Annotated in this window: 13 protein-coding genes, 1 tRNA gene and 1 pseudogene; 4 read left to right on the forward strand and 11 right to left on the reverse strand. The window is 67.1% G+C overall.

Annotated elements, in window-relative coordinates; genetic code table 11:
* Positions 1–321: 321 nt before the first annotated feature.
* From QR64_RS17940 to QR64_RS17970, 7 genes are all read right to left on the reverse strand, one after another.
* Positions 322–519 (reverse strand): hypothetical protein, encoded by a 198-nt coding sequence (locus tag QR64_RS17940; protein WP_006552400.1) that lies wholly within the window; start codon positions 517–519, stop codon positions 322–324.
* A 265-nt stretch (positions 520–784) separates the two neighbouring features.
* Positions 785–860 (reverse strand) — tRNA-Thr (locus QR64_RS17945).
* A 62-nt stretch (positions 861–922) separates the two neighbouring features.
* Positions 923–2,110: a DNA polymerase III subunit delta' gene (locus QR64_RS17950; RefSeq protein WP_019290210.1), complete on the reverse strand. Its 1,188-nt coding sequence runs from the start codon at positions 2,108–2,110 to the stop codon at positions 923–925.
* A gap of 53 nt (positions 2,111–2,163) precedes the next feature.
* A complete protein-coding gene (locus QR64_RS28725; RefSeq protein WP_318025583.1) occupies positions 2,164–2,685 on the reverse strand; it encodes a hypothetical protein in 522 nt (173 codons plus the stop codon).
* Between the two features lie 139 nt (positions 2,686–2,824).
* Complete coding sequence (gene topA / locus QR64_RS17960) at positions 2,825–5,794, reverse strand: type I DNA topoisomerase (protein WP_235367219.1); 2,970 nt, start codon at positions 5,792–5,794, stop codon at positions 2,825–2,827.
* 93 nt (positions 5,795–5,887) lie between these two features.
* Positions 5,888–6,493, reverse strand: a complete 606-nt coding sequence (locus QR64_RS17965; protein WP_039586556.1) for a hypothetical protein — start codon at positions 6,491–6,493, stop codon at positions 5,888–5,890.
* A 162-nt stretch (positions 6,494–6,655) separates the two neighbouring features.
* Entirely contained in the window at positions 6,656–6,859 is a 204-nt protein-coding gene (locus tag QR64_RS17970; protein WP_003935252.1) for a cold-shock protein, read from the reverse strand.
* 435 nt (positions 6,860–7,294) lie between these two features.
* Between QR64_RS17970 and QR64_RS17975 the strand changes: the two genes are divergently transcribed.
* Positions 7,295–9,643, forward strand: coding sequence for a DEAD/DEAH box helicase (locus QR64_RS17975; protein WP_039586561.1), 2,349 nt, complete (start codon positions 7,295–7,297; stop codon positions 9,641–9,643).
* Positions 9,644–9,806: 163 nt separating this feature from the next.
* Here the strand turns inward: QR64_RS17975 and QR64_RS17980 are convergent, their stop codons facing one another.
* Genes QR64_RS17980 through QR64_RS26080 form a run of 3 tightly spaced genes read right to left on the reverse strand, consistent with a single transcriptional unit; the run spans position 9,807 to position 10,675 of the window.
* Positions 9,807–10,166: an Rv3654c family TadE-like protein gene (locus QR64_RS17980; RefSeq protein ID WP_039586570.1), complete on the reverse strand. Its 360-nt coding sequence runs from the start codon at positions 10,164–10,166 to the stop codon at positions 9,807–9,809.
* The gene (locus tag QR64_RS17985) at positions 10,163–10,537 is read right to left on the reverse strand and encodes a TadE family type IV pilus minor pilin (protein WP_235367220.1); all 375 of its coding nucleotides are present in this window, start codon (positions 10,535–10,537) and stop codon (positions 10,163–10,165) included. The genes QR64_RS17980 and QR64_RS17985 overlap by 4 nt, the downstream gene beginning before the upstream one ends.
* 9 nt (positions 10,538–10,546) lie before the next feature.
* The gene (locus QR64_RS26080; protein WP_084222365.1) at positions 10,547–10,675 is read right to left on the reverse strand and encodes a DUF4244 domain-containing protein; all 129 of its coding nucleotides are present in this window, start codon (positions 10,673–10,675) and stop codon (positions 10,547–10,549) included.
* 36 nt (positions 10,676–10,711) lie between these two features.
* Here QR64_RS26080 and QR64_RS17995 point away from each other — a divergent pair, with 36 nt between their 5' ends.
* The 3 genes from QR64_RS17995 (at position 10,712) to QR64_RS18005 (ending at position 15,715) form a co-directional block, all read left to right on the forward strand.
* Positions 10,712–12,448 carry a recombinase family protein gene (locus tag QR64_RS17995; RefSeq protein WP_084222366.1) on the forward strand — a complete coding sequence of 579 codons (1,737 nt, stop codon included), beginning with the start codon at positions 10,712–10,714 and terminating at the stop codon, positions 12,446–12,448.
* 748 nt (positions 12,449–13,196) lie between these two features.
* Positions 13,197–13,535: a helix-turn-helix domain-containing protein gene (locus tag QR64_RS18000; RefSeq protein ID WP_039586575.1), complete on the forward strand. Its 339-nt coding sequence runs from the start codon at positions 13,197–13,199 to the stop codon at positions 13,533–13,535.
* Positions 13,532–15,715, forward strand: coding sequence for a VapE domain-containing protein (locus QR64_RS18005; protein WP_084222367.1), 2,184 nt, complete (start codon positions 13,532–13,534; stop codon positions 15,713–15,715). Before QR64_RS18000 ends, QR64_RS18005 begins: the two co-directional genes overlap by 4 nt.
* Positions 15,716–20,563: 4,848 nt before the next feature.
* Here the strand turns inward: QR64_RS18005 and QR64_RS28910 are convergent.
* Positions 20,564–21,658, reverse strand: a pseudogene (locus QR64_RS28910) (IS110 family transposase).
* Positions 21,659–21,660 lie beyond the last annotated feature (2 nt).

Below are 21,660 nucleotides of genomic sequence, written 5' to 3' on the forward strand. Positions count from 1 at the left end.
TGACATTCATCGGCACACTGTTGAGTTCTCAAAGAACACGCACACACCATCGCTCCCGAACCTTCCGGTTCGTTCACTCCGGGGTGACTGTTCATCCGAGGGCCTTCCGGCTCTCGGGCACGGCTCCAAACCTTACCAGAAGGTTTCGAACCAGTGAAATCTGCAGGCGCCTTCGTCCAACCTCGTTGTCCCGTTCCTCTCGGCCCGGGTCGGTGTCCGTGTCGCTCTGACCTGGAATAAGTTACGCGAACATCTCCGAGAACACCAAATCGCCAGGTCAAAGCTGGTTTATCGACTTTCGAAGCGTCGTTGTGAGGGTGTTCAGGGGACCCAGTACTTCGCCGCGAGGTGCTGGACGATCGGATCGTCCTCGCCGGCCTGCTCCAGCATCGCGAGGTCGCTGCGGAGATCCATGAGGCGAGGGTCGTCCCCTTCGGCGTCGCCGATCGGCCGGCCCCCATCCTCGGCGCGCTGCCGCAGGATCTTCTCCCGAACCCGGTCCTTCAACGACTCAGCCATGAGAGAAGCATGCTGCGCGGTGACCGGGTTGTCGAGGATTTCGACGCCGTGTCCGAGACCGCTCTCGTGCGCGTCGATGGTCGCGGTCGCTTCGCGTCAACGGTCCTTGTCCCGGAAGACCCGGACGGCCATAGGCAGCACCACGGCGAGAGCGCCGATGATCAGGACCAAGGAGAACAGTTCCATCAACATGTCTCCATCATCCGTGCGAATCGCACACCGCGCAGAAACGTCGAAGGCCCCTCACCGTGGCGAGGGGCCTTCGTGGAGCTGCCTGTCGGAATCGAACCGACGACCTTTTCATTACGAGTGAAATGCTCTACCGACTGAGCTAAGGCAGCGAGCCTTTCGGCGTCCGAAGTCTAGCGGACTACCCCCACCCCGACGCAAACCGGCACTTCGGCTACCGGAACGCCGAGCTCAACCGGGCTGCAAGCGCCGCGAGAGCGAAGCGGGGTTTGACGTTCTGGGCGAGCGCCTCCCGGCAGTCGAGGATGGCCTCGATGCACTCGAGCAGCGACTCCGGCCGGGTCCTCGACGCGAGGTCGACCGCACGATCCGACATGTCCGGATGGTTGAGCGTGACCCGCGATCCGAAGGCGTGCACCAGCGCGTCCCGATACAGACCGGCGAGATCGATAAGCGCTCTGTCCATGATGTCGCGCTCGGTTCGCGTCTTCCGCGACTTCTGAGTGCGTTCGAGTTCCTTGAGGACCCCGGCCGAACCGCGAAGCGCACCCGCAGCCCCCTTGCCGGTACCGCCGGCACCGAGAGCGGTCCTGAGCTCTTCGGTCTCGTGCTCGTCGCGCTCCGCACTGATCTCCTTCGCCTCGGTCTCGGCACTGCGTCCGAGATCGTCGGCTGCGGAGTAGGTGGTGGCGGGGCGCAGGACCGCGCCGGCGACAGCGAGGGCACGTGTCCGGTTGTCGCGGGCGCCCTCGTCGGTGGCCAGCCGTCGGGCCCGACCGACGTGGCCTGCACTGACGGATGCAGCCCACTGCGCCGTCTTCGGATCGATGCCGTCGGTGGCCTCGAGGACGCGCGCGATGGCGTCGGCGCTGGGAGTGACCAACCCGACGTGACGGCAGCGCGAGCGCAGCGTCACCGAGATGTCCTCGGGATCGATCGACGGCGCGCACAGGAGGAAGACCGTTCGCTGCGGCGGTTCCTCGACCACCTTCAGCAGCGCGTTCGCGGCTCCCTCGGTGAGGCGGTCGGCATCCTCGATCACCACGACCTGCCATCGTCCTGTGCTGGGACGCCGCGAGGCGACCTGCACGATGTCGCGCATCGACTTGACGCTGATCGTCAGTCCCTCGGGCACGACCCGCCGTACGTCGCCGTGGGTGCCTGCCATAGTGGTGGTGCAGGCGTGGCATCGCCCGCAACCGGGAGGCTCCTCGTCGGTGCACTGCAGAGCGGCTGCGAAACACAGCGCCGCGACCGAGCGACCGGACCCGGGAGGACCGGTGAACAGCCACGAGTGCGTCATCGCCGACCCGGTGTCGCCCCGACGGGCAGCTACCGCGGCCGCGACGAGTTCGGTCTCGACATCGCGTTGACCGACGAGACGATCGAAGACCCCGGACATGCGCTCAGCCTAACGACCGGGTCCGACGGGTCCGGATCACGTGTCCGAAACGTTCAGGACGGCTGCACGTCCTCGGTCCCATCGTCGGGCCATGACCATTCATTTCTCCGCCGTGGGGCTCGCCGTCGCCGATCTCGATCGGTCCTTCGCGTGCTATCGCATGCTCGGCCTCGACCTGCCCATCGAAGCACCCGAGGTACCGCCGAGCGACGACGCAGTGTCCTGTCGCTCCAGCCGAGGGTCGCGGCGACTTCCGAGACGGCCGTGCCGGAGGCCAGCGCCAGCGCGAGGGCGGCCATCGGATCGTGTGCGTCGACCGCACCTCGGACGGCGTCGACCAGTGCAGCGACGGGATCGTCCTCGGCTCGAACCGCGAGGAGCCGCACACGACATGACGGCCACAGATCGTCGAGCGGAACCCGTCGATCGGTCAGCTCGCTCGCGTCGACGCCGAAGAACGGCGGTCCCAGGCCGGGTTCGAACCGGACCGCCGTCAGCGGCGATCGGCCGGAGAACTGTGACGTCGCGTCCGGACCGGCGACGGGGAAGCCGTCGGCGTGCCGGATGAGGTCCATGCATCCGTCCGGCAACACGTGGGTTCCCCCCCACGCAGGCACCGGCCCGGCTCGGATCGCCACAGTGTGACGCCGGGGATCCCCGACGGCAGTTCGCGGTCCACCCCGTGAGGTTATCCGCGTACGCCGACGGGAACCGTCAGTCCGTCGTCTTCTTCGCGGCGGCCTTCTTTGTCGTCTTCTTCGCCGCTGCCTTCTTGGCAGTGGTCTTCTTGGCGGCCGTCTTCTTGGCGGCCGTCTTCTTCGCCGCTGTCTTCTTCGCGGTCTTCTTGACGGGACCGCGTGCCCGACGGTCGGCGAGCAGTTCGGACGCCCGCTCGTCGGTGATGGACTCGACCTCGTCGCCCTTGCGCAGGCTCGCGTTCGTCTCACCGTCGGTGACGTACGGACCGAACCGGCCGTCCTTGATCACCATCTGCTTGCCGCTGACCGGGTCGGTGCCCAGCTCGCGCAGCGGCGGCGTGGCGGCGGCCTGCCGGCCGCGGCGCTTCGGCTCCGCGTAGATCTTCAGCGCCTCGTCGAGCGTGATCGTGAAGATCTGCTCCTCGTTGGCGAGCGACCGCGAGTCGCTGCCCTTCTTCAGGTACGGACCGTAGCGGCCGTTCTGGGCGGTGATCTCGTCGCCGGACTCCGGATCGACACCCACCACGCGCGGCAGCGACAGCAGTTTCAGGGCGTCTTCCAGGGTGACCGTGGACAGGTCCATCGTCTTGAACAGCGAACCCGTGCGCGGCTTCGGACCGGTCTTCTTCGCGGGAGCCTTCTTCGCCGCCTTCTTGGCGACGGCCTTCTTGGTGGCGGTCTTCGTGCCGCCCTCTCCCTCCGAGCCGAGTTCATCGACGGGGATGGGCGTGACGTCCGGCTCCGGTTCGGGCTCGGGTTCCGGATCGGGGATCAGCTCGGTCACGTAGGGACCGAAGCGACCCTCCCGCGCGACGATCTCGTAGCCGGTCGACGGATCGACACCGAGGACACGTCCCTCCTGCGGCGTCGAGAAGAGTTTCTCGGCGTATTCGAGGGTGAGCTCGTCCGGCGGCAGGTCGTCGGGCAGGTTCGCGCGCTGCGAGGTCGGCTCGGCGTCGGGGTTGTTCGGGTCGGTGACCATCCGTTCGAGGTACGGACCGAAGCGGCCCACACGCACGTGGATCTCGCGACCCTCGGAGTCGTCGAACAGGCGGATGGAGTTGATCTCGCGGGCGTCGATGTCCTCGAGGTTCTCCCCCACCAGCTTCTTCAGGCCGCCCTTGCGCGCGACCGACTCCTCGTGACCGTCGTCGCTGCCGAAGTAGAACCGCGTCAGCCAGTCGGTGCGCTGCCGGTGACCGGAGGCGATCTCGTCGAGATCGTCCTCCATCCCGGCCGTGAAGTCGTAGTCGACGAGCTGGGCGAAGTGCGCCTCGAGCAGGCCGATGACGGCGAACGCCACCCACGACGGGACGAGCGCGCTGCCACGCTTGTAGACGTAGCCGCGGTCGAGGATGGTCTTGATGATCGACGCGTAGGTCGAGGGCCGGCCGATCCCGAGCTCTTCGAGCGTCTTGATCAGGCTCGCCTCGGTGTACCGGGCCGGCGGGTTGGTGGAGTGACCGTCCGGATCGAGCTTCGTCGCGGTGACCGAGGCACCCTCGGACAGGTTCGGCAGGCGCGACTCCGCGTCGTCCGACTGACCACCGGCTTCCTCGTCGACACTCTCGACGTATGCCTTGAGGAAGCCCGGGAACGTGATGGTGCGGCCCGACGACGAGAAGGTGCACTCCTCGCCGGTGCCCGCGGTGCCGGTGATGCGCAGCGTCAGCGTGGTGCCCCGCGCGTCGGCCATCTGGGAGGCGACGGTGCGCTGCCAGATGAGCTCGTAGAGCTTGAACTCGTCGCCGTCGAGGCGCGCGTGCAGCTCGCCGGGGGTCGCGAAGACGTCGCCGGCGGGACGGATCGCCTCGTGTGCTTCCTGCGCGTTCTTGACCTTGCGGGTGTACTGGCGCGGCGTCGGATGGACGAACTCGGCACCGTACAGCTGGGTGGCCTGTGCGCGGGCCGCCGCGATCGCCGACTCGGACAGCGTCGTCGAGTCGGTACGCATGTAGGTGATGTAGCCGTTCTCGTACAGACGCTGCGCGGTGCGCATGGTGCGCTCGGACGAGAACCGCAGCTTGCGGCCCGCCTCCTGCTGCAGCGTCGACGTCATGAACGGCGCGTAGGGCTTGCGGGTGTACGGCTTGCTCTCGGCCGACGACACCGTCAACGCGACACCGGCGAGTGCCTCCGCGAGGCGGCGGGCGCGGTCCTCGTCGAGGACGACGACACCGTTCGACTTCAGGTTCCCGTCGGGCCCGAAGTCGCGACCCGAGGCGACACGGGAACCGTCGACGTTGACCAGGCGGGCACCGAACGACCGGGGGCTCGCGTCGGCGCCGGCGTCCATCGTGGCCGCGATGTCCCAGTACTCGGCGGACTTGAACGCCATGCGCTCGCGTTCGCGCTGCACGATCACGCGGGTCGCCACCGACTGCACACGACCCGCCGACAGACGGGGCATGACCTTCTTCCACAGCACGGGGCTGACCTCGTAGCCGTAGAGACGGTCGAGGATGCGGCGGGTCTCCTGCGCGTCGACCAGGTCGTTGTCGAGGTCGCGGGTGTTCTCGGCGGCCGCGCGGATAGCGGGCTCGGTGATCTCGTGGAAGACCATGCGCCGGACCGGCACCTTGGGCTTCAGGGTCTCGAGCAGGTGCCAGGCGATGGCCTCGCCCTCGCGGTCGGGGTCGGTGGCGAGGTAGAGCTCGTCGGCGTCCTTGAGCAGGCTCTTCAGCTCCGAGACCTTGGTCTTCTTGTCGGCGCTGACGACGTAGAGGGGTTCGAAGTCGTGATCGACGTCGACACCGAGGCGCGCCCACGACTCGCCCTTGTACTTGGCGGGGACGTCCGCGGCACCGCGCGGCAGGTCGCGGATGTGACCGACCGATGCCTCGACGACGTAGTCGCGGCCGAGGTAGGGGGCGATCTTCCTCGCCTTGGTCGGGGACTCGACGATCACGAGCCGACGCGTGCCCGACGAACCGCCCGCAGTGCTCTTCTCCCGTGCTGCCACCGTGCCGCCCGCACCTTCCCTCATTGCCGACATGTCGCCTTGTTCGAAGACATGTATACCGACCCGTTCCCCAGACGCGGCCACACACAGGGTCGCACATCCTCGGGGAACGGCTCTTCACAAGTGATGATCACCCGGTTCCACGTGCGGCCAGATCCGTCGTGCCGCGTCGGCGTCCGGAGGTGCACCGATGTTCTCGACGAGCCTCGTCAGACGCCTCCGGCCGGAGATCCTCAACCCCGGTCCACCGGTGCCGTGCGTACCGATCAGGGTCGGTGCGATGCCGGCGCGCATGAGCGCCTGCGCCAGAACTGCATGAGTGTCGGGAGCCGTCGCATCCAGACCGAGAACATACTGTGCTCCCTCGACCTCCATGCGACCGGACGCGAGGAACCACGCCCGCTGGGCCCGCGAGGACGGGACCCAGCCGGTCGGGACCGTCTTGCCGTCGTCGCTGCTCCACTGGGTCGCGAGCGGGACGAGAGCGGGGTCGACGGATGTGCTGACGGTGAACAGCTCGCCGTCGACGGCGATGTCCGCCTCGATTCCCGTGTCGGTCACGAGCTGCCCGATCGCACGGGCGCGCCATTCGGCGTCGACCTCCACGGTCAGCACCGCGCCGTCGGCGGTGAGACGCGCACGTCCGTGTGCCGCGAGCAGGCCGCTCAGGTCGGCCAGGGCCGGCGGCATCGTGTCGGCCCCGAAGAAGGACAGTTGACTCACGGGTCCTCCTCTCCCGGCTCCGTGAGCGCGACGAGGCGGTGAGGTCCCACGACCGGTTCGCGCACACGTCCCGGAAATGCATCGTCCCCCATCACCTGAGGCGACGGGGGACGATCGGGCGAGGTGGTTGACCTTGCCCGGTTGCTCGCTCGAGCGGGTGGATCAGAGTGCGCGCACGCCGGTGGCCTGCGGGCCCTTGGTGCCCTGACCGACCTCGAACTCGACTCGCTGGTTCTCCTCGAGGGTGCGGAAGCCGGAACCCTGGATCTCGGAGTAGTGAACGAACACGTCGGCGGAGCCGTCCTCAGGAGCGATGAAGCCGAAGCCCTTCTCCGCGTTGAACCACTTCACAGTGCCCTGTGCCATGCTTTTCCTTCTCTTTCTAACACCGGATTCGACGAACCGCCGGGTACGCGATCCGCCAGGTCCCGGTTCCGACCGCTGTACTTCTCGAGTCCCCCGTTGGAAGAGCTAAAGCACCGCGCTCGCAACCATCGATCCTGCGAGCGTGCACTTTTCCAAGTCTACGAACACAGAAGCTGCGACCGGGTGTCAGTCAACCACGTTCTGGGCACGCGCAACAGTAGGAATGGGCACAAACGTGCCAATTCCCTGATCTTGTTCATGTCTCGGTAGCATTACCCACGGGTAGCTGTTGCTCCCATGTTACGGGAGGCCACTGTGGCCCCACTCGTCCCGGACCCGGGTCTCCCGCATCCGACACAGCCTCGCCGTATCCGACACATTCCTATCCGACAGACGTTTTCGACAGACACCTCGTCCGACCCAGCGGAGTACTGCGTGACCGGCTCGCCCTTCCTCCACAACGGCGACGCCACCGCCCCCACCTACGGTCGCGAGCTGCTCGACCGGCTGCTCGCCGGCACCCCGACGGGCGAGTCACCGCTGACCCACGTCGCAGAGATCCCGGCCCGGCCCGCCCACCACAGCGACTGGCCGCAGTGGGCGCACGAGGACGTTGTCCGGGCCTTCCGCGACCAGGGCGTCGAGCGTCCCTGGCACCACCAGGCGAGCGCCGCCGACATCGCGGCCGGCGGGGAGAACGTGGTGGTGTCCACCGGCACCGCGTCGGGCAAGTCGGTCGCCTACCAGCTGCCCGTCCTGAGCGCGCTCGCCGACGACCCGCAGGCCACCGCTCTCTACCTGTCGCCCACCGAGGCCCTCGGCGCCGACCAGCTGCGCGCGGTCACCGAACTGACCTCCGACATCGACGGCCTGTCGACCGTGTGCGCGTGTGCCTACGACGGCGACACCTCCACCGAGATCCGGCAGTGGACGCGCCGGCACTCGCGCTGGATCTTCACCAATCCCGACATGCTGCACCTGTCGCTGTTGCCCGCCCACGCACGATGGGCCCGGCTGTGGCGCCGCCTGCGGTACGTCGTCGTCGACGAATGCCACTCCTACCGGGGTGTGTTCGGCTCGCACGTCGCCCTGATCCTGCGTCGGCTCCGGCGCGTGGCCCGCCGGTACGGCGCCGATCCCGTCTTCGTCCTCGCCTCCGCGACGACCGCGGAACCGGGGGCAGCGGCGTCCCGGCTCATCGGAGCACCCTGCCGCGAGATCACCGAGGACGGCTCGCCGCACGGACCCCGCACGGTCGCGATGTGGGAGCCGCCCCTGCTGCGCGAACTCACGGGCGAACACGGCGCCCCGGTGCGGCGGGCCGCCGGGACCGAGGCCGCGCGCCTTCTCGCCGACCTCGTCGTCGAGGGTGCCCGCACCCTGGCGTTCGTCCGGTCGCGTCACGGCGCCGAGCTCACGGCCATGGGTGCACGTCGGCTTCTCGCCGAGGCGGCACCGGATCTCGTCGACCGGGTGGCGGCCTACCGGGCGGGCTACCTCGCCGAGGACCGGCGCGACCTCGAGGCCGCGCTCTCCGACGGCCGTCTGCTCGGCGTCGCCAGCACCAACGCCCTCGAACTCGGCGTGGACATCGCTGGTCTGGACGCGGTGATCGTCGCCGGATTCCCGGGCACGGTCGCGTCCTTCCGTCAGCAGGGCGGTCGCGCCGGTCGCCGCGGGCAGGGTTCGCTCGTCGTGCTGGTCGCGCGGGACGATCCGCTCGACACCTATCTCGTGCACCATCCGCAGGCACTGCTCGACCGGCCGGTCGAGGCGACGGTCACCGATCCGAACAATCCGTACGTGCTCGGGCCCCAACTTCTCTGCGCCGCATCGGAACTGCCGATCAGCGATGCCGAGGTCGAGGAGTTCGGCGCGCTCGACGTCCTCACGGACCTCGCGGAGCAGGGACTGATCCGCCGCCGCCCGCACGGCTGGTTCGTCACCCCGGGAACGCAACCGCACGGTGATGTCGAGATCCGCGGCGGGATCGGCCGCCAGGTCTCGATCGTCGAGGGTGACACCGGTCGCATGCTCGGCACCGTCGACGCCGCCCGCGCCCCCGCGACCGTCCATCCCGGAGCTGTGCACCTGCACCAGGGTGAGACCGTCGTCGTCGACGAGTTGTATCTCGAGGACGGCATCGCCCTCGTGCACGCCGAGGACCCGGAATGGTCGACGAGCGCACGCGAGATCACCGACATCTGTTGCATCTCCGTCGACGAACACCGCGAGTTCGGACCCGTCACCGTCGCGTCCGTGGGGGTCGAGGTGACGCACCGGGTGGTCGGCTATCTGCGCCGCCTGCCGTCCGGAGAGGTGCTCGACCAGATTCCCCTCGACATGCCCGAGCACACGCTCGACACCCGCGCGGTGATGTACACGATCGACCCCGACCTGCTCGACCGGATCGGGGTGACCCCCGATCGCGTGCCCGGGGCACTCCACGCCGCCGAGCACGCCGCGATCGGCCTGCTCCCCCTGCTCGCGACGTGCGATCGGGGCGACATCGGCGGCGTCTCCACCGATCTGCACCCCGACACCGGGCTGCCCACCGTCTTCGTCTACGACGGACAGCCCGGCGGCGCCGGATTCGCCGAACGCGGATACCACCGGATCACCAAGTGGCTCACCGCGACCCGCGATGCGGTCGCGGCCTGCGAATGTGCCGCCGGATGCCCGTCGTGCGTGTACTCCCCCAAGTGCGGGAACGGCAACGATCCGCTCGACAAGTCCGGGGCGGTCGCCGTCCTCGATGCCGTCCTCGCTGCGATCGAGGGGTGACGGCGATTCAGGCCACCGGCGCGCCTACTCGGCCGGATCCGGGACGGGAACGCTTCCCGCAGCCGCTTCGTGTACGGGTCGGGCGGCAACCGCTGGATGCGAGCACAGGCAAGCAACGAGCGCGAATGCGCTGGATACGGCCGCGAGCGACCGCCGACGGGCCTCATCGGGCAGGACCGGCTCGCGCGACGGCCGTCGCCTTCTTCCCGCCGAGGAGAGCCGACACCTCAGCGGTGACCTCGACGAGCGCATCCCACTCTTCGATCTCGCAGCGCCGCAATCGTACTCGCATCCGTGTGGTGATCGCCTCGCTCGCCTCGCAAGCCTCCACGACCCCGCGGTCCAGTGCCGAGGCGACCGCCACCGCCGCCAGGTCGGCCGCCGCCTGCGCACGATGACGTGCGACGACGACCGACCCGACGTGCAGCAACGTGGCCGTGATCGCGATGAGTCCGGCCATCACGGCGCAGCCGATCACACTCGCGCTCCCGTCGTCGCCGAGGAGGGACGGACCCGACCTCATCGCGTTTCTTCCGGCTCGCGCACCGCCACCGCCTCGGCCGTGAGGGTCAGCAACGGGAGCAGCGGACTCTCCGCGGTCACGACCGCCACGATCAGATCTCCTTCCTCGCGTACCGCCACGCGTGCGTCCGGAGGCGCGACTCGCGTGGCCACATCGACCGCCCTCGCTTGATCTCCCCGCGCGGCGAGGCGGGCGGCTTCACGGGCGGCGTCATGGCACCGCACCTGGTACGCGATGCCCAGCACCGCGCCGAGGCACAGCACGAGCACCGTGATCAGGCTTGCGACGGCGAGAGCCGCTTCGACGGTGACCCCGCCTTCGTCCTCACGAACGAAAGCGCGTAACCAGCGTCGTCCGAGCATCTTTCGCATGCGTCGGTATCACACCGCCGTGTTCAGGGCACGCTCGACGATGCCCGTCAGCGCGGACACGATCGAATCGCCGGTCACCACGGTGTACAGCACCGCCCCTAAAGCCGCCGCCGCAATGGTCCCGATCGCATACTCCATCGTGCGGCTTTAACACCGTGTCGTATGATCCGACATATGGGGGGAAAGCCGAAGACTGCGAAGCGGGCGCTGATCGTTGTACGACTGTCGCGGGTGACCGAGGCGACGACGTCACCAGAGCGGCAACTACAGGCGTGCCGGGAATTGTGTGCGCAACGCGGCTACGAGGTCATCGGCGTGGCCGAGGACCTGGACGTGAGTGCTGGTGCGACAACACCTTTCGATCGGCCACAGCTGGGCAAGTGGTTGCGTGAGCGCCACCACGAGGTCGACGTGCTGGTCTTCTACCGGATGGATCGCCTCGTCAGGCGGCTGCTCGATCTGGCGGAGATGATCCGCTGGGCGCAGGATCATCGGATCGTATTGGTAAGCGCCACAGAGTCTTTCCTGGACTTGAGCCAACCATTCGGCGACATCATCGCGCTGCTGGTCGCCAAGGTCGCGGAGATGGAACTGGAAGCGATCTCGGCGCGGAATCACGCCGCTTTCAAGCACAACTTCGCCGCCGGGAAGTGGCGTGGCGGCGTACCGCCATGGGGATACAAGCCGGAGCGGGTCGATGGCTGGCGTCTGGTGCAGGACCCGGAACAGGTCGAGGTCATCCACGAGGTCGTGAAGCGCGTGCTCGCGGGTGAGCCCCTGCGAGCGATCGCCCACGACCTGACGCGAAGAGGAGTGCTGACGCCGAGAGATCGCTTCGCGCAACTGCGCGGCCGCGAGGTCCGGGGCTATGAATGGCACTCGGCGCCGCTCAAGCGCGCGCTGACTTCTCGCACACTGCTGGGGCAGGTCGTGGGCCGGGAGCCGGTGCTCGACGAGGACGGAAATCCAGTGCGCAACAGTCGGGGGCACCGCGTGCTGGGACCGGAGCGGGTGCTGACCCACGACAGCGGTAGGCCGCTGGTGCGGGCCGAGCCGATCCTCACGCGGACGATGTTCGACCGTGTGGCCAGGGAGTTGAAGAGCAGGGAGAACCGGAAAGAGCCGACTGTGCGAGCCAAAGGCTTGCTCACCGGCGTGCTGGTCTGCGGCGTGTGCGGCCGGGGCGCGTACCGGCTCAAGGGCGGCCAGGGACGCAAGCCCCGATACCGCTGCGCCTCGGCACAGTACGCAGCCACGTGCGAGAACCGCAGCATCCCACTGGAGCTGGCCGAGCAGACACTCGAGGACCGCCTGCTGAGCGTGCTCGGCGACATGGAGCGGATGCGCAGGGTCTGGTTCGAGGGCAGCGACCACAGCGACGAGCTCGCTGAGGTGGACGAGGCACTGGCCGACCTCACCGACCTCGTCGGCACCGGTGCATACCGCAGAGGCACACCGCAGCGGGCACGCCTGGATGAGCGGATCGCGGCGCTGGCGGCGCGGCGGGAGGAACTTGCTGCGATGCCGCAGGAGCCCGCGCAGTGGCGGTACGAGGGCACCGGGCAGAACTTCGGTGACTGGTGGGCGACAGCCCCGCTGGAGGAGCGCAACGTCTGGTTGCGAGAGAACGTCTCGATGCGGTGGCGCGCGCACAGTGAGGGGGTGCGGACGGTGGTCGATGACATCGAGATCGCGATGAAAGCGCCGGACCTGGACGGCGGTGTGCTGCTGGAGCCCCTCACGGAGTTGGCGCGGCGGAAAGCCGCCGGCGCGTGGTCCGCGGCCGGCCTCGGTGACCTGCCGGAGGCCCTGGCCGCGGTGTGGATGCGGCAGGGACCCGCGCAGCCGAGCGTCGTGGAGGAGGAGCCGGAGCGACCGCGGCGGAAGGGTGCCGCCAAGCGGCGTCGGTGACCATGCCTGCGGCGGCGTAGTCCCTGCGGACATGGTCACTTCTCACGCGTCGTGACCAACAGTGCTGTGGCGAGAGTCCTGTGGGTTACGACGTGAAAGGAGACGCATGGCTGGTGTGAGGTGCTGCTGTGGTTTGCCTTCGTAGCACCCCCGCTTCCAACACGTCGTTTATCCACAGGGCTGTGGATAGTCTGTGCCACCCCGGAACAGGGTGGCACAGGGGTGGCACAGGGTTTGTCACACCTAAAACTGCAGCTAGATCGTGGTTTTAGGTCTTGTTGTGCCACTTGTGCCACTTTTTTGCTTAGGAGTCGCTGGAGAGAAAAGCGCTGTAGGGGTGACGCTGTACGCGGCTCATATAGCGTTTTTGCGGTACAAGTGGCACACCACCACAGTTCTGTGGCCTTGACCTGCGGAAACAGCTGTGCCACAGGGTGTGCCACAGCTGTGCCACCCCGGCACACGTGGCACAGCAGCCTGCTGGTGGCTGCTCGACGCTGCTGCTCCGGTGTGTCGCACTGGTCGTAACTGGTCGCTTCAGGTACGCTGAGTGTCGCCCGGTGCAGGATGCCGGGCGGCGACGACCCGTCCGGGGGGTAAGGCACGATACCCGGCAGCCCGTAGTCAGCTGGGATGGCTACCGCGCGGGACACCGGTTGGTGCAAGAGGCCCCGCGCCGAGATGGCCCCACTCCGAGACTTGGCAGCTGTCGCCCCTCTCTTTTCTTGCGAAAGGAGGCGGGCGGACCATGCCTGCCACATCCACCTCTTCTTTGCCTGCCGCGGCCGCGTTGACTGACGAGGTCACTCTCGATCAGGCGGAGCAGCTGGGGTATCCCAGTCGATTCACCCTGCGTCGCTACATCCGGCGTGGGTTGCTGCCCGCACGGATGGTGGGCAACAGCTATCGCGTGCGGGTAAGTGAACTTGCCACGCTTGACCAGCGTGTGGCGTCCACGCCACTGTCCGGCGAGGTTCAGGCCCAGGTCGAGGTTGCCGCCAACGCGCTACGGGATTTGCACCCCGACGAACTCACCGCGGCCCTGATCTCGCTGCGTTCCCGGCTCCGGGCAGGTGCGCCTGTATGAGCACAAAAGAAAACGGCCGCGCTGCCAACGCGACCGTCCTGGAAAACAATATTGAAGCCGCCCTCAGTGTATCGGAAGATGCGTCAGATGTGTCAAACGCGTCAAATGCGTCAGGCGCGCATTCCGGCGTCGATGAGGTGCAGCGTGAGCTCGGCCGCGTGCGGCGGTACGTCCCCCGGGAGATGAGTGCTGCTGAACTTCTGCGTGTCCGTGAGGCGATCCTCGGTTCACTCATGACCGAGTGGGTGGGCTCTGGCAAGAATGCGCGCGAGGTGGTCGTCGATTCGTATGCGAACACGTCGCTGATCTTCCGGCATGACCCGGAGCTTCAGCATGTGGGCATCAATGAGATGGGCGGTCGGCTCGCGTGGCGCGAGTTGCCGACCTGGCGTAAGCCCGACGATCGATTGCGGTTCATCACCAACGCCGACCTGGCGGAGGTCACGCGGATTGTCCACTGGTATTACGGTGCTCGTCACAGTTCTCTTGAGTCCAAGGCGATTGAGGCAGCGACATTGCTGTATGCCGGCCAGAACCGGTTCTCGCCGTGGCGCGACTACCTCAACTCGCTGCCCAGGTGGGATGGCGTGCGTCGAATCGCGACCTGCATTCCCACAGCCCGAGGAGTCGGCGCGGGCGGCGAGGTCGAGGAGTACCTTTCCCGAGTTCTGGACTCGTGGTTCCTGGGGATGATGCAGCGGGCGTACGAACCTGGTTGCCAGGTGGACAGCATTCTCGTGCTTCACGGGGGTCAGGGCGGGCGTAAGTCGTCGTTTTTCCGTGCGATCGTGCCGGATGGGCTGGTCGTTGCCGAGCTGGCGGATGTGCCCGATTCGAATCGGCATAAGGACGCGATGGCTGCTGCGCACGAGTCGCCGATCGTGCTGATCGACGAGCTCGACAAGCTCAATCGCAAGGCCGATCAGGCCGCTTTGAAAGCATTCATCACAGGTCGCGCGGATACCTGGCGCGCACCGTTCGGCCGGGTCAATGAGACGCATAAGCGGCAGTTCATTGTGGCCGCTACGACGAACAAGGAGGACTTCCTTGTCGATCACACCGGTAACCGTCGTTACTGGGTGATCTCGGTCGATGACGTCATTCCGGAGGAAGTCCTGACCCGGCAACATATGGATCTGGTGCTGGCCGAAGCTCGAGACCGCTACCGCGCCGGTGAGCGGCTGGATTACAGCGCAGAGTTCGAGGCGCTGGCTGAGCGGGTGCGGGCCGGTTATGTCGACGATCCCGTACGCGATGCGGTGTACGCCTGGCTGGAGGACCCCCGCCAGAACGGCAGTACGACGGGTCCGGCCGTCGACGTGTCGCGTTTGAGTGTGGCGCTGGTGTGCAAGCATGTGCCGGATCTGCGAGACGTCAATCCGACGAACAAGGGGCACAAGCAGACGGTCGAGCGTATCGAGGCCGCCCTGGACGCACACCCGAGCTATCAGCGGTCGCCGAAGCGCCAGCGCGTCGACGGTGTGCTGTGCCGAAAGTCCTGGGACAAGGTCGCCCCGGTCGAACGGACTGGTGCAGAGGTGGACCAGCCGTTGTCGTCGCTGAGCCGTCAGCAGCAGGAGCTGCTTGGGCTGTCGAAGATGGCGGCGGATGCGTTGGGTACCAAGCGGGTGGGCATTGACCCCGAGGTGCTCGCGGTGGCCCGGCTGTGGAATGTCTGGGAGCAGGACGGCCGCTGGGACAGCGATGAGGCTGACGCAGTGGTGGCTGGTTGGGGCCGGGTGGGCCAGCGTGTGGTCGGCCCGGACAAGGTCGCACCGCCGCTTCCCGACGAGCCCGTGCCCGGTGATCCGTTCACCGATCCGCGCCCGCACGCATCAACCCCGAGCATTGAGCTGCTGGATCGGATCAACGGTCTGCCACCGGTGGAGTCTGACGAGGTCGTACGCGAGCGGCGCAATGCACTGCTGACGGTGGTGGCTGAGCAGGGTACGTGGGGTCGGTACCAGCGCGAGCTGGTCAAGGCGATGGAGGGGCAGGTGCCTGAACATTTGCGTCTCTACGGCGAGCGGGCTCAGCACTTCGTCAACGCCACGGTTTCGTATTGGCGGGCTACGGGCCAGGTGACGGTCGTGGACAACCGGGTGGTCTGGCGTGACTTCAAGGACGTCGAGCCGATTCCGGCTTCCCCGGCGACTGCGGCCAGTGAGGTGGCGTCATGACCTCTCACTTCACCAACGTCGCATCCCACAGCACGAACCCCGGCGGGCCTGCCACATGGCCGGCACCGCCACACCCAGAGACGGACCTGACGAGCCCGAAGGAGGGCAACTGATGATGACGAAAACGAGCCGCCCGCTCCCTGGGGCCACGGGCGAACAGGTCGAGGACTACGGCCGCCGCTACTACCTGGGCGTGATCGGCGGCGCTGCGGTGCTCTCGGTGGCGGGCAACGTCATCGCGTTCGGAGTCGAGGAGCTGCCGTTCAAGGTGGCGCTGTTCATTCACGCGATCCCGCCGGTGATCGCCGTGTTGATGATCCACATGGTCGCGACGATCCGGACGTCGTTCATGGGCTCGATCCGTCGTGACCCGCTGACGCGGCCGACGATCCGTGCCTGGCCGCCGCTGCCGGGTGTGTTCCAGCGCGTGAAGCGGTGGTTCCGTAGCTGGAGTTATGGAGACCTGATTCTTGCGACGGTGCTCGTCACTCTGACGTCGGTGACTCTGGTGGTCACTCTCGGCGTTTCGGCGAAGTCGCTGGCGACGGTCGGCGAGATGGCCGGTTGGAAGGGTTTGGTTTCCTGGTCGCTGCCGTTGATGCTCGACCTGCCCGCTCTGATCGCGACGCTGGGCTTCATCAAGGCGCGTCACCGGATGGGTGAGGATGCGCGGGCGGCCGAGGCGGAGGATCAGGTTCACTCGGACGCTGACGACGCGGTGAGCCGCGGCTCGGATCACGAGGCGGCTCAGCCAGTGGATCGGCCTGCTCCGCAGCACGCGGCTCAGGGTGAGCCGACCCCGGTGGCTCAGCTTGCAGCTCGCGGCTCGGCGCCTGTGGCTCAGCCGGTGGATCACGGGGTGATCCGTGAACCGGCTCGGCCGGTGGTTCAGGCGGCTCACACCTCTGACCTGCGCGAACCGCAGGTGATCCGCGAGGGCGACGAGGCGGACCAGATGTTCGTCGAGCTGATCCCCGCAGACCTCGAGCAGGTGATCCAGGAGGTGATTCACGAGGCGAATCAAGAGTGGTTCACGGTGAGCCGTGACTCGGATGAACCGGCGGATCAGTGGCTGAGCCACGAGGCGGATCACCCGGCCGATCACGCGCCGGTTCAGGAGGTGATCCGCGAGGCGAACCATGATGTGGATCAGGCGCGTGAGCCGCGGCCGAGCCGCGAACCGATCCGGCCGAGCCACGGTTCGGCGGCGGCCGAGGATCGGCTGGCCGNCTGGCGCGGCAGACGGCAGAGGCGCTGGGCGGTGACGCCGATGAAGATCTGATCCGCCAAGCCCTGGTGCTGCAGGAGTCCGGGCTGTCGCTGCGGAAGACGAGCACCGAGCTGGACGTCCCGTACTCGACGCTGCGGCGGTGGGTGGCTCGAGCCAAGGAGTTGGCCGAGGCGACGCCACGACTGCGCGTCATCAGCAACTAGGCCCCGCAGACAGCCCCCTGGAGCACGTCTCCAGGGGGCTTTCTCGTGTCCAGAGGGCAGCAGAGTGGCACTACGGTGTCACTACCGCGGCAGTAGTCGGTCGACAAAGCGGTAGTTGAGTGACAGTACAACTGCCGCATTCCTGTCGTGCGCCGAGGCAGTGCTGTCTCAGTGACACGAAACCGGCACTTGAGCGGCACCACAACAGCACTTGAGCGGCACTTGAGTGACAGCAAAACAGCACTTGAGCGGCACCAAAGTGACAGTTGTGCTGTCACGAAAGGCCTTGTCACCGCCTGTGGAGAAACAGCCTCAGACCGCTGCGAGTTTCCAGCAGAGTTTCCAGCAGAGTTTCTCCGCAGGCTCTCCTCAACGGGCTTCGGAGGCCTTGTGCCAGCCCGTTGGGCCAGCCCATCGCTGCAGTGATGGGCGCAGTCCGTGGCCCAGCCGTAGGGGCCGCACGCCCGCGCCGAATAGGCCAGCGGGCGAAGGGCCGCCAGGCGCCGCGGTGGACGCCTGCCGCAGACCCGCCGGGAAGGGTGNCGAGCTAGCGAGCATTTGCCGCAGGAACCCCCTTCCCGGCCGCAGGCCGGGCTGCCCCCGGCAGGGCGCCAAACGAGCCCGCTAGGGCGAGTGGTTTGGACAAGTCGGAGGGTGGGCGATAGCCCCCCGATCGACTTGTCCAATGGCGCCTTGGACACGACGGTGTGTCAGGGGTAGCATCAGCCGGGGAAGCGAAGCGAGGGACCCGGCTGATGCGAGGGTCCCCTGGCACAGCGGCGTGGCCGGGACCGAAGGACGTGCGGGGCGGGTGAGGAGCGTTAGCGACGAGCCAGGGGCCCCGCGCGGCCGTAGGGACCGTCGACGGACTCGGGGCGCAGCGCCGGGGACGGCGGGACCGGCGCCAGCCGGCGGCAGCAGCGCAGGCAGCGGCAGCAGCGCCGCAGCGAACGACACGGACGGAGGTGAGCAGTCATGGCGAAGGTCTCGCGGGCAGGGTTCGACGCACGGAAGATGAAGAGCAAGGACCTGAAGGGCGACCGTGCCCGGCTGACGGCGACCCTCTACGAGGCCATGCGCAAGACTGCGGGCGAACGGGCCACTGAGAAATATGCGCTGGAGAATCCAGCGATCAATCCGGCGCGGACTGCGGAGAATTGGGACTTCGTCTACGACGAGGCGACGGGCGATTTCCGCGAGGCGACGAGCATNGCCGGATTCGATGGAGGGCAACGGCGAGGTTTTCGCCGAGACGTTCGTCATCCCGGTGCCGTGGGATCTGCTGGAGCCGATCCCGGGCGAGTACTACCACCCGCTGCATCGGGTAACCGGCCTGCCGTTGGACGGCCAGGACGGTCGACCGCTGGTGCGCAATCAGCGCTTCCGGATCAAGGAGGTCAAGAAGGAGGCGTTCGAGGCCTTCAAGGCCGCAGCGCTGGATCAGATCGGCAAGACCCTTCCCGGTGGGAAGGAGGCGATCTTCGGCGGCTCGCTGAACCTCGACGAGATGAGACCGCACCTTCAGGTCATTGGCGACACCTTCTACGCCACGCCGACGAAGCGAGATCCGCGAGCGCTGAGCAACGGTTTCACCAAGGCGTTCGGCCGCTACCCGCGCTACGACGTCACCGTGCCGGAGTACCGCTATCACAAGCGGGACGCCGCCGGGGAGCTGATGTACGGCAAGGACGGCTCGCCGGTGTACGCCAGCATCGGGCCCAGCCGCAAGATGGAGCTGCATCAGCGTAATTTCCGCGAGCGCATGCACGAGCTGGGTAAGCAGCTCGAGCACGATCTCGGCGAGGGTAAGGGCTTCCATGTCGAGAAGGGCGTCGACGAGCAGCGACACCTGCGCCGTCTGTCGGCCGAGGACTACAAGGAGGTCGCCCAGGCGCAGGAGGCCCATGACGAGGATCTCCTCGAGTTCGCCGAGGCGACCCAGGTGCTCGATGACGAGACCGAGGCGCGAGCCATTGAGCTCAGCGAAGCCGAGGCCGTGGCCCGGCTGGAGCGCCGCGCTGATCAGCGCGCGTTCGATGAGCGCAAGGCCGCTGAGTTGGGTGAGGTGCGGCAGTTCCGTGAGAAGTCGCACACCGAGGTCGAGGAGCTGAAGACCCGCACCAGGACACGGGCGGGGGAGATCGTGGCGCACGCGGAGAGGCGGGCCGCGAGGATCACCGACAAGGCGCAGGCCGATGCCGATACGTTGCTGGCCAACGCTCAGGACACAGTTGATGCCTCGGTGGCGAAGGAGATCGCCAGATGGGAGCGCGAGGATCGGCCGGGCCTAGTCAAGAAGGCCGAGGACGAGGGCCGGGCCAAGATCGCTACCGATCTGGCCGCTGCTGCACAGGCGCGCGCCGATGCGGAGGCGGAGAAGTTGGCTGCGCAGTCGACCCAGGCCGCAGCGGAGGCGCATGAGCGTGAGGCCGCACAGGCTCGGGAGCGCGCCGAGCGCGATGCGAAGACGGCCGCGGACCGTATGGCAAAGGCCAACCAGATGTGGGATGCCGCGCGTGAGTCGCAAACCAAGTCGCGTCAGTTGCTCGACGAGCTGGAGCGGGCACACGAGCAGCGATTCAGCCCCGAGATCGCCGCGGAGAACATGAACGCTCAGCTGGTGATGATGTTGCGGAACACGAAGATCAATGTGTACGACAAGGACGGCAACCCTGTGCCGACGTCGATGTGGGATGCGGCGGTGGACAAGACCGAGGCGAAGTGGGCGAAGACCCAAGCGGGCAAGGTGCCGACGAAGACCTACGGCGATCGGCTCCGCGAGCAGGCCGCCACCGACGAGTCGGCCAAGGCCGAGCTTAATCGTCTCGCCGCGGCGCAGGAGGCACTTTCTCAGGACAAGGTCAAGGACACCGGTCTGGGTGTCGGTGACTGAGAGGGGTTGATATGGCCGAGGTGACCGCACAGGACATGCGTGCCGAAGCACGCGGTTGGCCAGTCCGAGATCTGGAGCACCGGGCAAGGCGGAGTGCGTGACCGTGACCGGCAGCCGCATTCGCACTGATCGGCTTGATCGTCGCGGGGCTCGCTTTGGGCGGCTGTCGGGTCAAAGCGTGGCAGCAACAGTAAGCGGGGATCGCGGTGCTGGTGATCCCGACATTCAACAACTGATATGTAGAGAAATTTGTCAAGTGAGCAGGGCGAGGTACCGCCGGGAAGCTGTCCCGGCGGTACCTCGGTGCTTCATCAGCGATCTGTGTGGTGAGCGTGTCGTATCACGACGCGCGGTCAGACTGATATACGCGGATTGGATACCGCAGGACGGGGTTTCGGCTGGATCGCGACCGCGTGTCTAGGGTCGAGCGTCAACCCGGAACCGGGTTTGCTCATAGTTGTATCGCGGATCGATCCACGCGCTGTCACCACCGATCGGCTACATGAAGCAGGCCCATTGTGTTAGCAGTCCATCACGGCCAACGACCAGCACCAGCCGGCCAATTCACGCGCGATGGCGACGTTGGCAATGACGGGGCGTTTCCGGCGATCGAGGAAGTTCACCCAGCGTTGATGGAGGCGACGGTTGCCCTCATCGCCACGTACCCGAGCTGCTGCGGGGGGCCTGCTCCCAGCGTTCGCGCAATCACCGCACCGACGAGATACCGCGCACGATGGTGCCAGGCTGCCTCAACCAGCAACCGGCGGGCGTGGGTATTGCCGGTCTTGGTGATCGCCCCCTGCACCCGCGACGTTCCCGACGAGCACTCGCTGGGAACCAACCCGACGAACGAGCCAATACTGTTGCCGGTAAACCGATCCCAATCACCGATCTCCACGCTCAACGCAAACGCGGTCAGCGTACTGACTCCACGCAGGCACGACATCCGCCGCACAATCGGTGTGAACTCGCTATCACCGGCCATCTCGGCGATCGTCACATCCAACCGGTCACGTCGAGCTTTCATCGTCAGCACGTGTTCATAATCGGCATCGAAGGCCATCTGTGTGGCCACCCCGGTCAACGCCGGCGCTGCGACTGTCCGCAACCATCGATCATGCGCGCCGGTCCAGGCCGCCCCACCGTCGTACACCATGCCGTGGCGCAGCAACAGCTTCGAAAGCCGGTGACGTGCCCGCATCAGATCGCCCCGGCAGTCTTCGCGGGCCCGGACCAGATCCGCGCGCCGCTTCCTGCTCCACAGTCGGGATCGACACCGAGGTGGTCTCGCCCAGCCGTAGTAATCTCGCCAGGTGGATCGCGTCGCGCACATCGGTCTTGACCCGGTCACCGACCGGACGCTGTAGCTTGCTCGGCGCCACCACCTCGCACCGGATACCCGCCGCCGTCAGGTCGCGGTACAGACCGAACCCGGTCGGACCGGCTTCGTAGGCCACCGCAACCGGACCCGGCAACGTCGCCAGCCATGATCTGACGTGCTCAAATGAGAGCGTCAGCCTCGCCTGATGCAGCTCACTTGTTTGGCCGTCAACCGCCGCCGCCACGATCGATCGTGCGTGCACATCGAGTCCTACACTCGTACGCTCTGTAAACACCG

It is taken from the genome of Rhodococcus sp. Chr-9 (genome assembly GCF_000801125.1).
GTDB classification, from domain to species: domain Bacteria; phylum Actinomycetota; class Actinomycetes; order Mycobacteriales; family Mycobacteriaceae; genus Rhodococcus; species Rhodococcus pyridinivorans.

Coding starts and splice junctions, on each gene's coding strand:
- QR64_RS17940 (WP_006552400.1), bottom strand. CDS start 519: ATGGCTGAGTCGTTGAAGGACCGGGTTCGGGAGAAGATCCTGCGGCAG.
- QR64_RS17985 (WP_235367220.1), bottom strand. CDS start 10,537: ATGCGAAAGATGCTCGGACGACGCTGGTTACGCGCTTTCGTTCGTGAG.
- QR64_RS18000 (WP_039586575.1), top strand. CDS start 13,197: ATGCCTGCCACATCCACCTCTTCTTTGCCTGCCGCGGCCGCGTTGACT.
- QR64_RS17950 (WP_019290210.1), bottom strand. CDS start 2,110: ATGTCCGGGGTCTTCGATCGTCTCGTCGGTCAACGCGATGTCGAGACC.
- QR64_RS28725 (WP_318025583.1), bottom strand. CDS start 2,685: ATGGACCTCATCCGGCACGCCGACGGCTTCCCCGTCGCCGGTCCGGAC.
- QR64_RS17980 (WP_039586570.1), bottom strand. CDS start 10,166: ATGAGGTCGGGTCCGTCCCTCCTCGGCGACGACGGGAGCGCGAGTGTG.
- QR64_RS17995 (WP_084222366.1), top strand. CDS start 10,712: ATGGGGGGAAAGCCGAAGACTGCGAAGCGGGCGCTGATCGTTGTACGA.
- QR64_RS26080 (WP_084222365.1), bottom strand. CDS start 10,675: ATGGAGTATGCGATCGGGACCATTGCGGCGGCGGCTTTAGGGGCGGTG.
- QR64_RS18005 (WP_084222367.1), top strand. CDS start 13,532: ATGAGCACAAAAGAAAACGGCCGCGCTGCCAACGCGACCGTCCTGGAA.
- topA (WP_235367219.1), bottom strand. CDS start 5,794: ATGAGGGAAGGTGCGGGCGGCACGGTGGCAGCACGGGAGAAGAGCACT.
- QR64_RS17970 (WP_003935252.1), bottom strand. CDS start 6,859: ATGGCACAGGGCACTGTGAAGTGGTTCAACGCGGAGAAGGGCTTCGGC.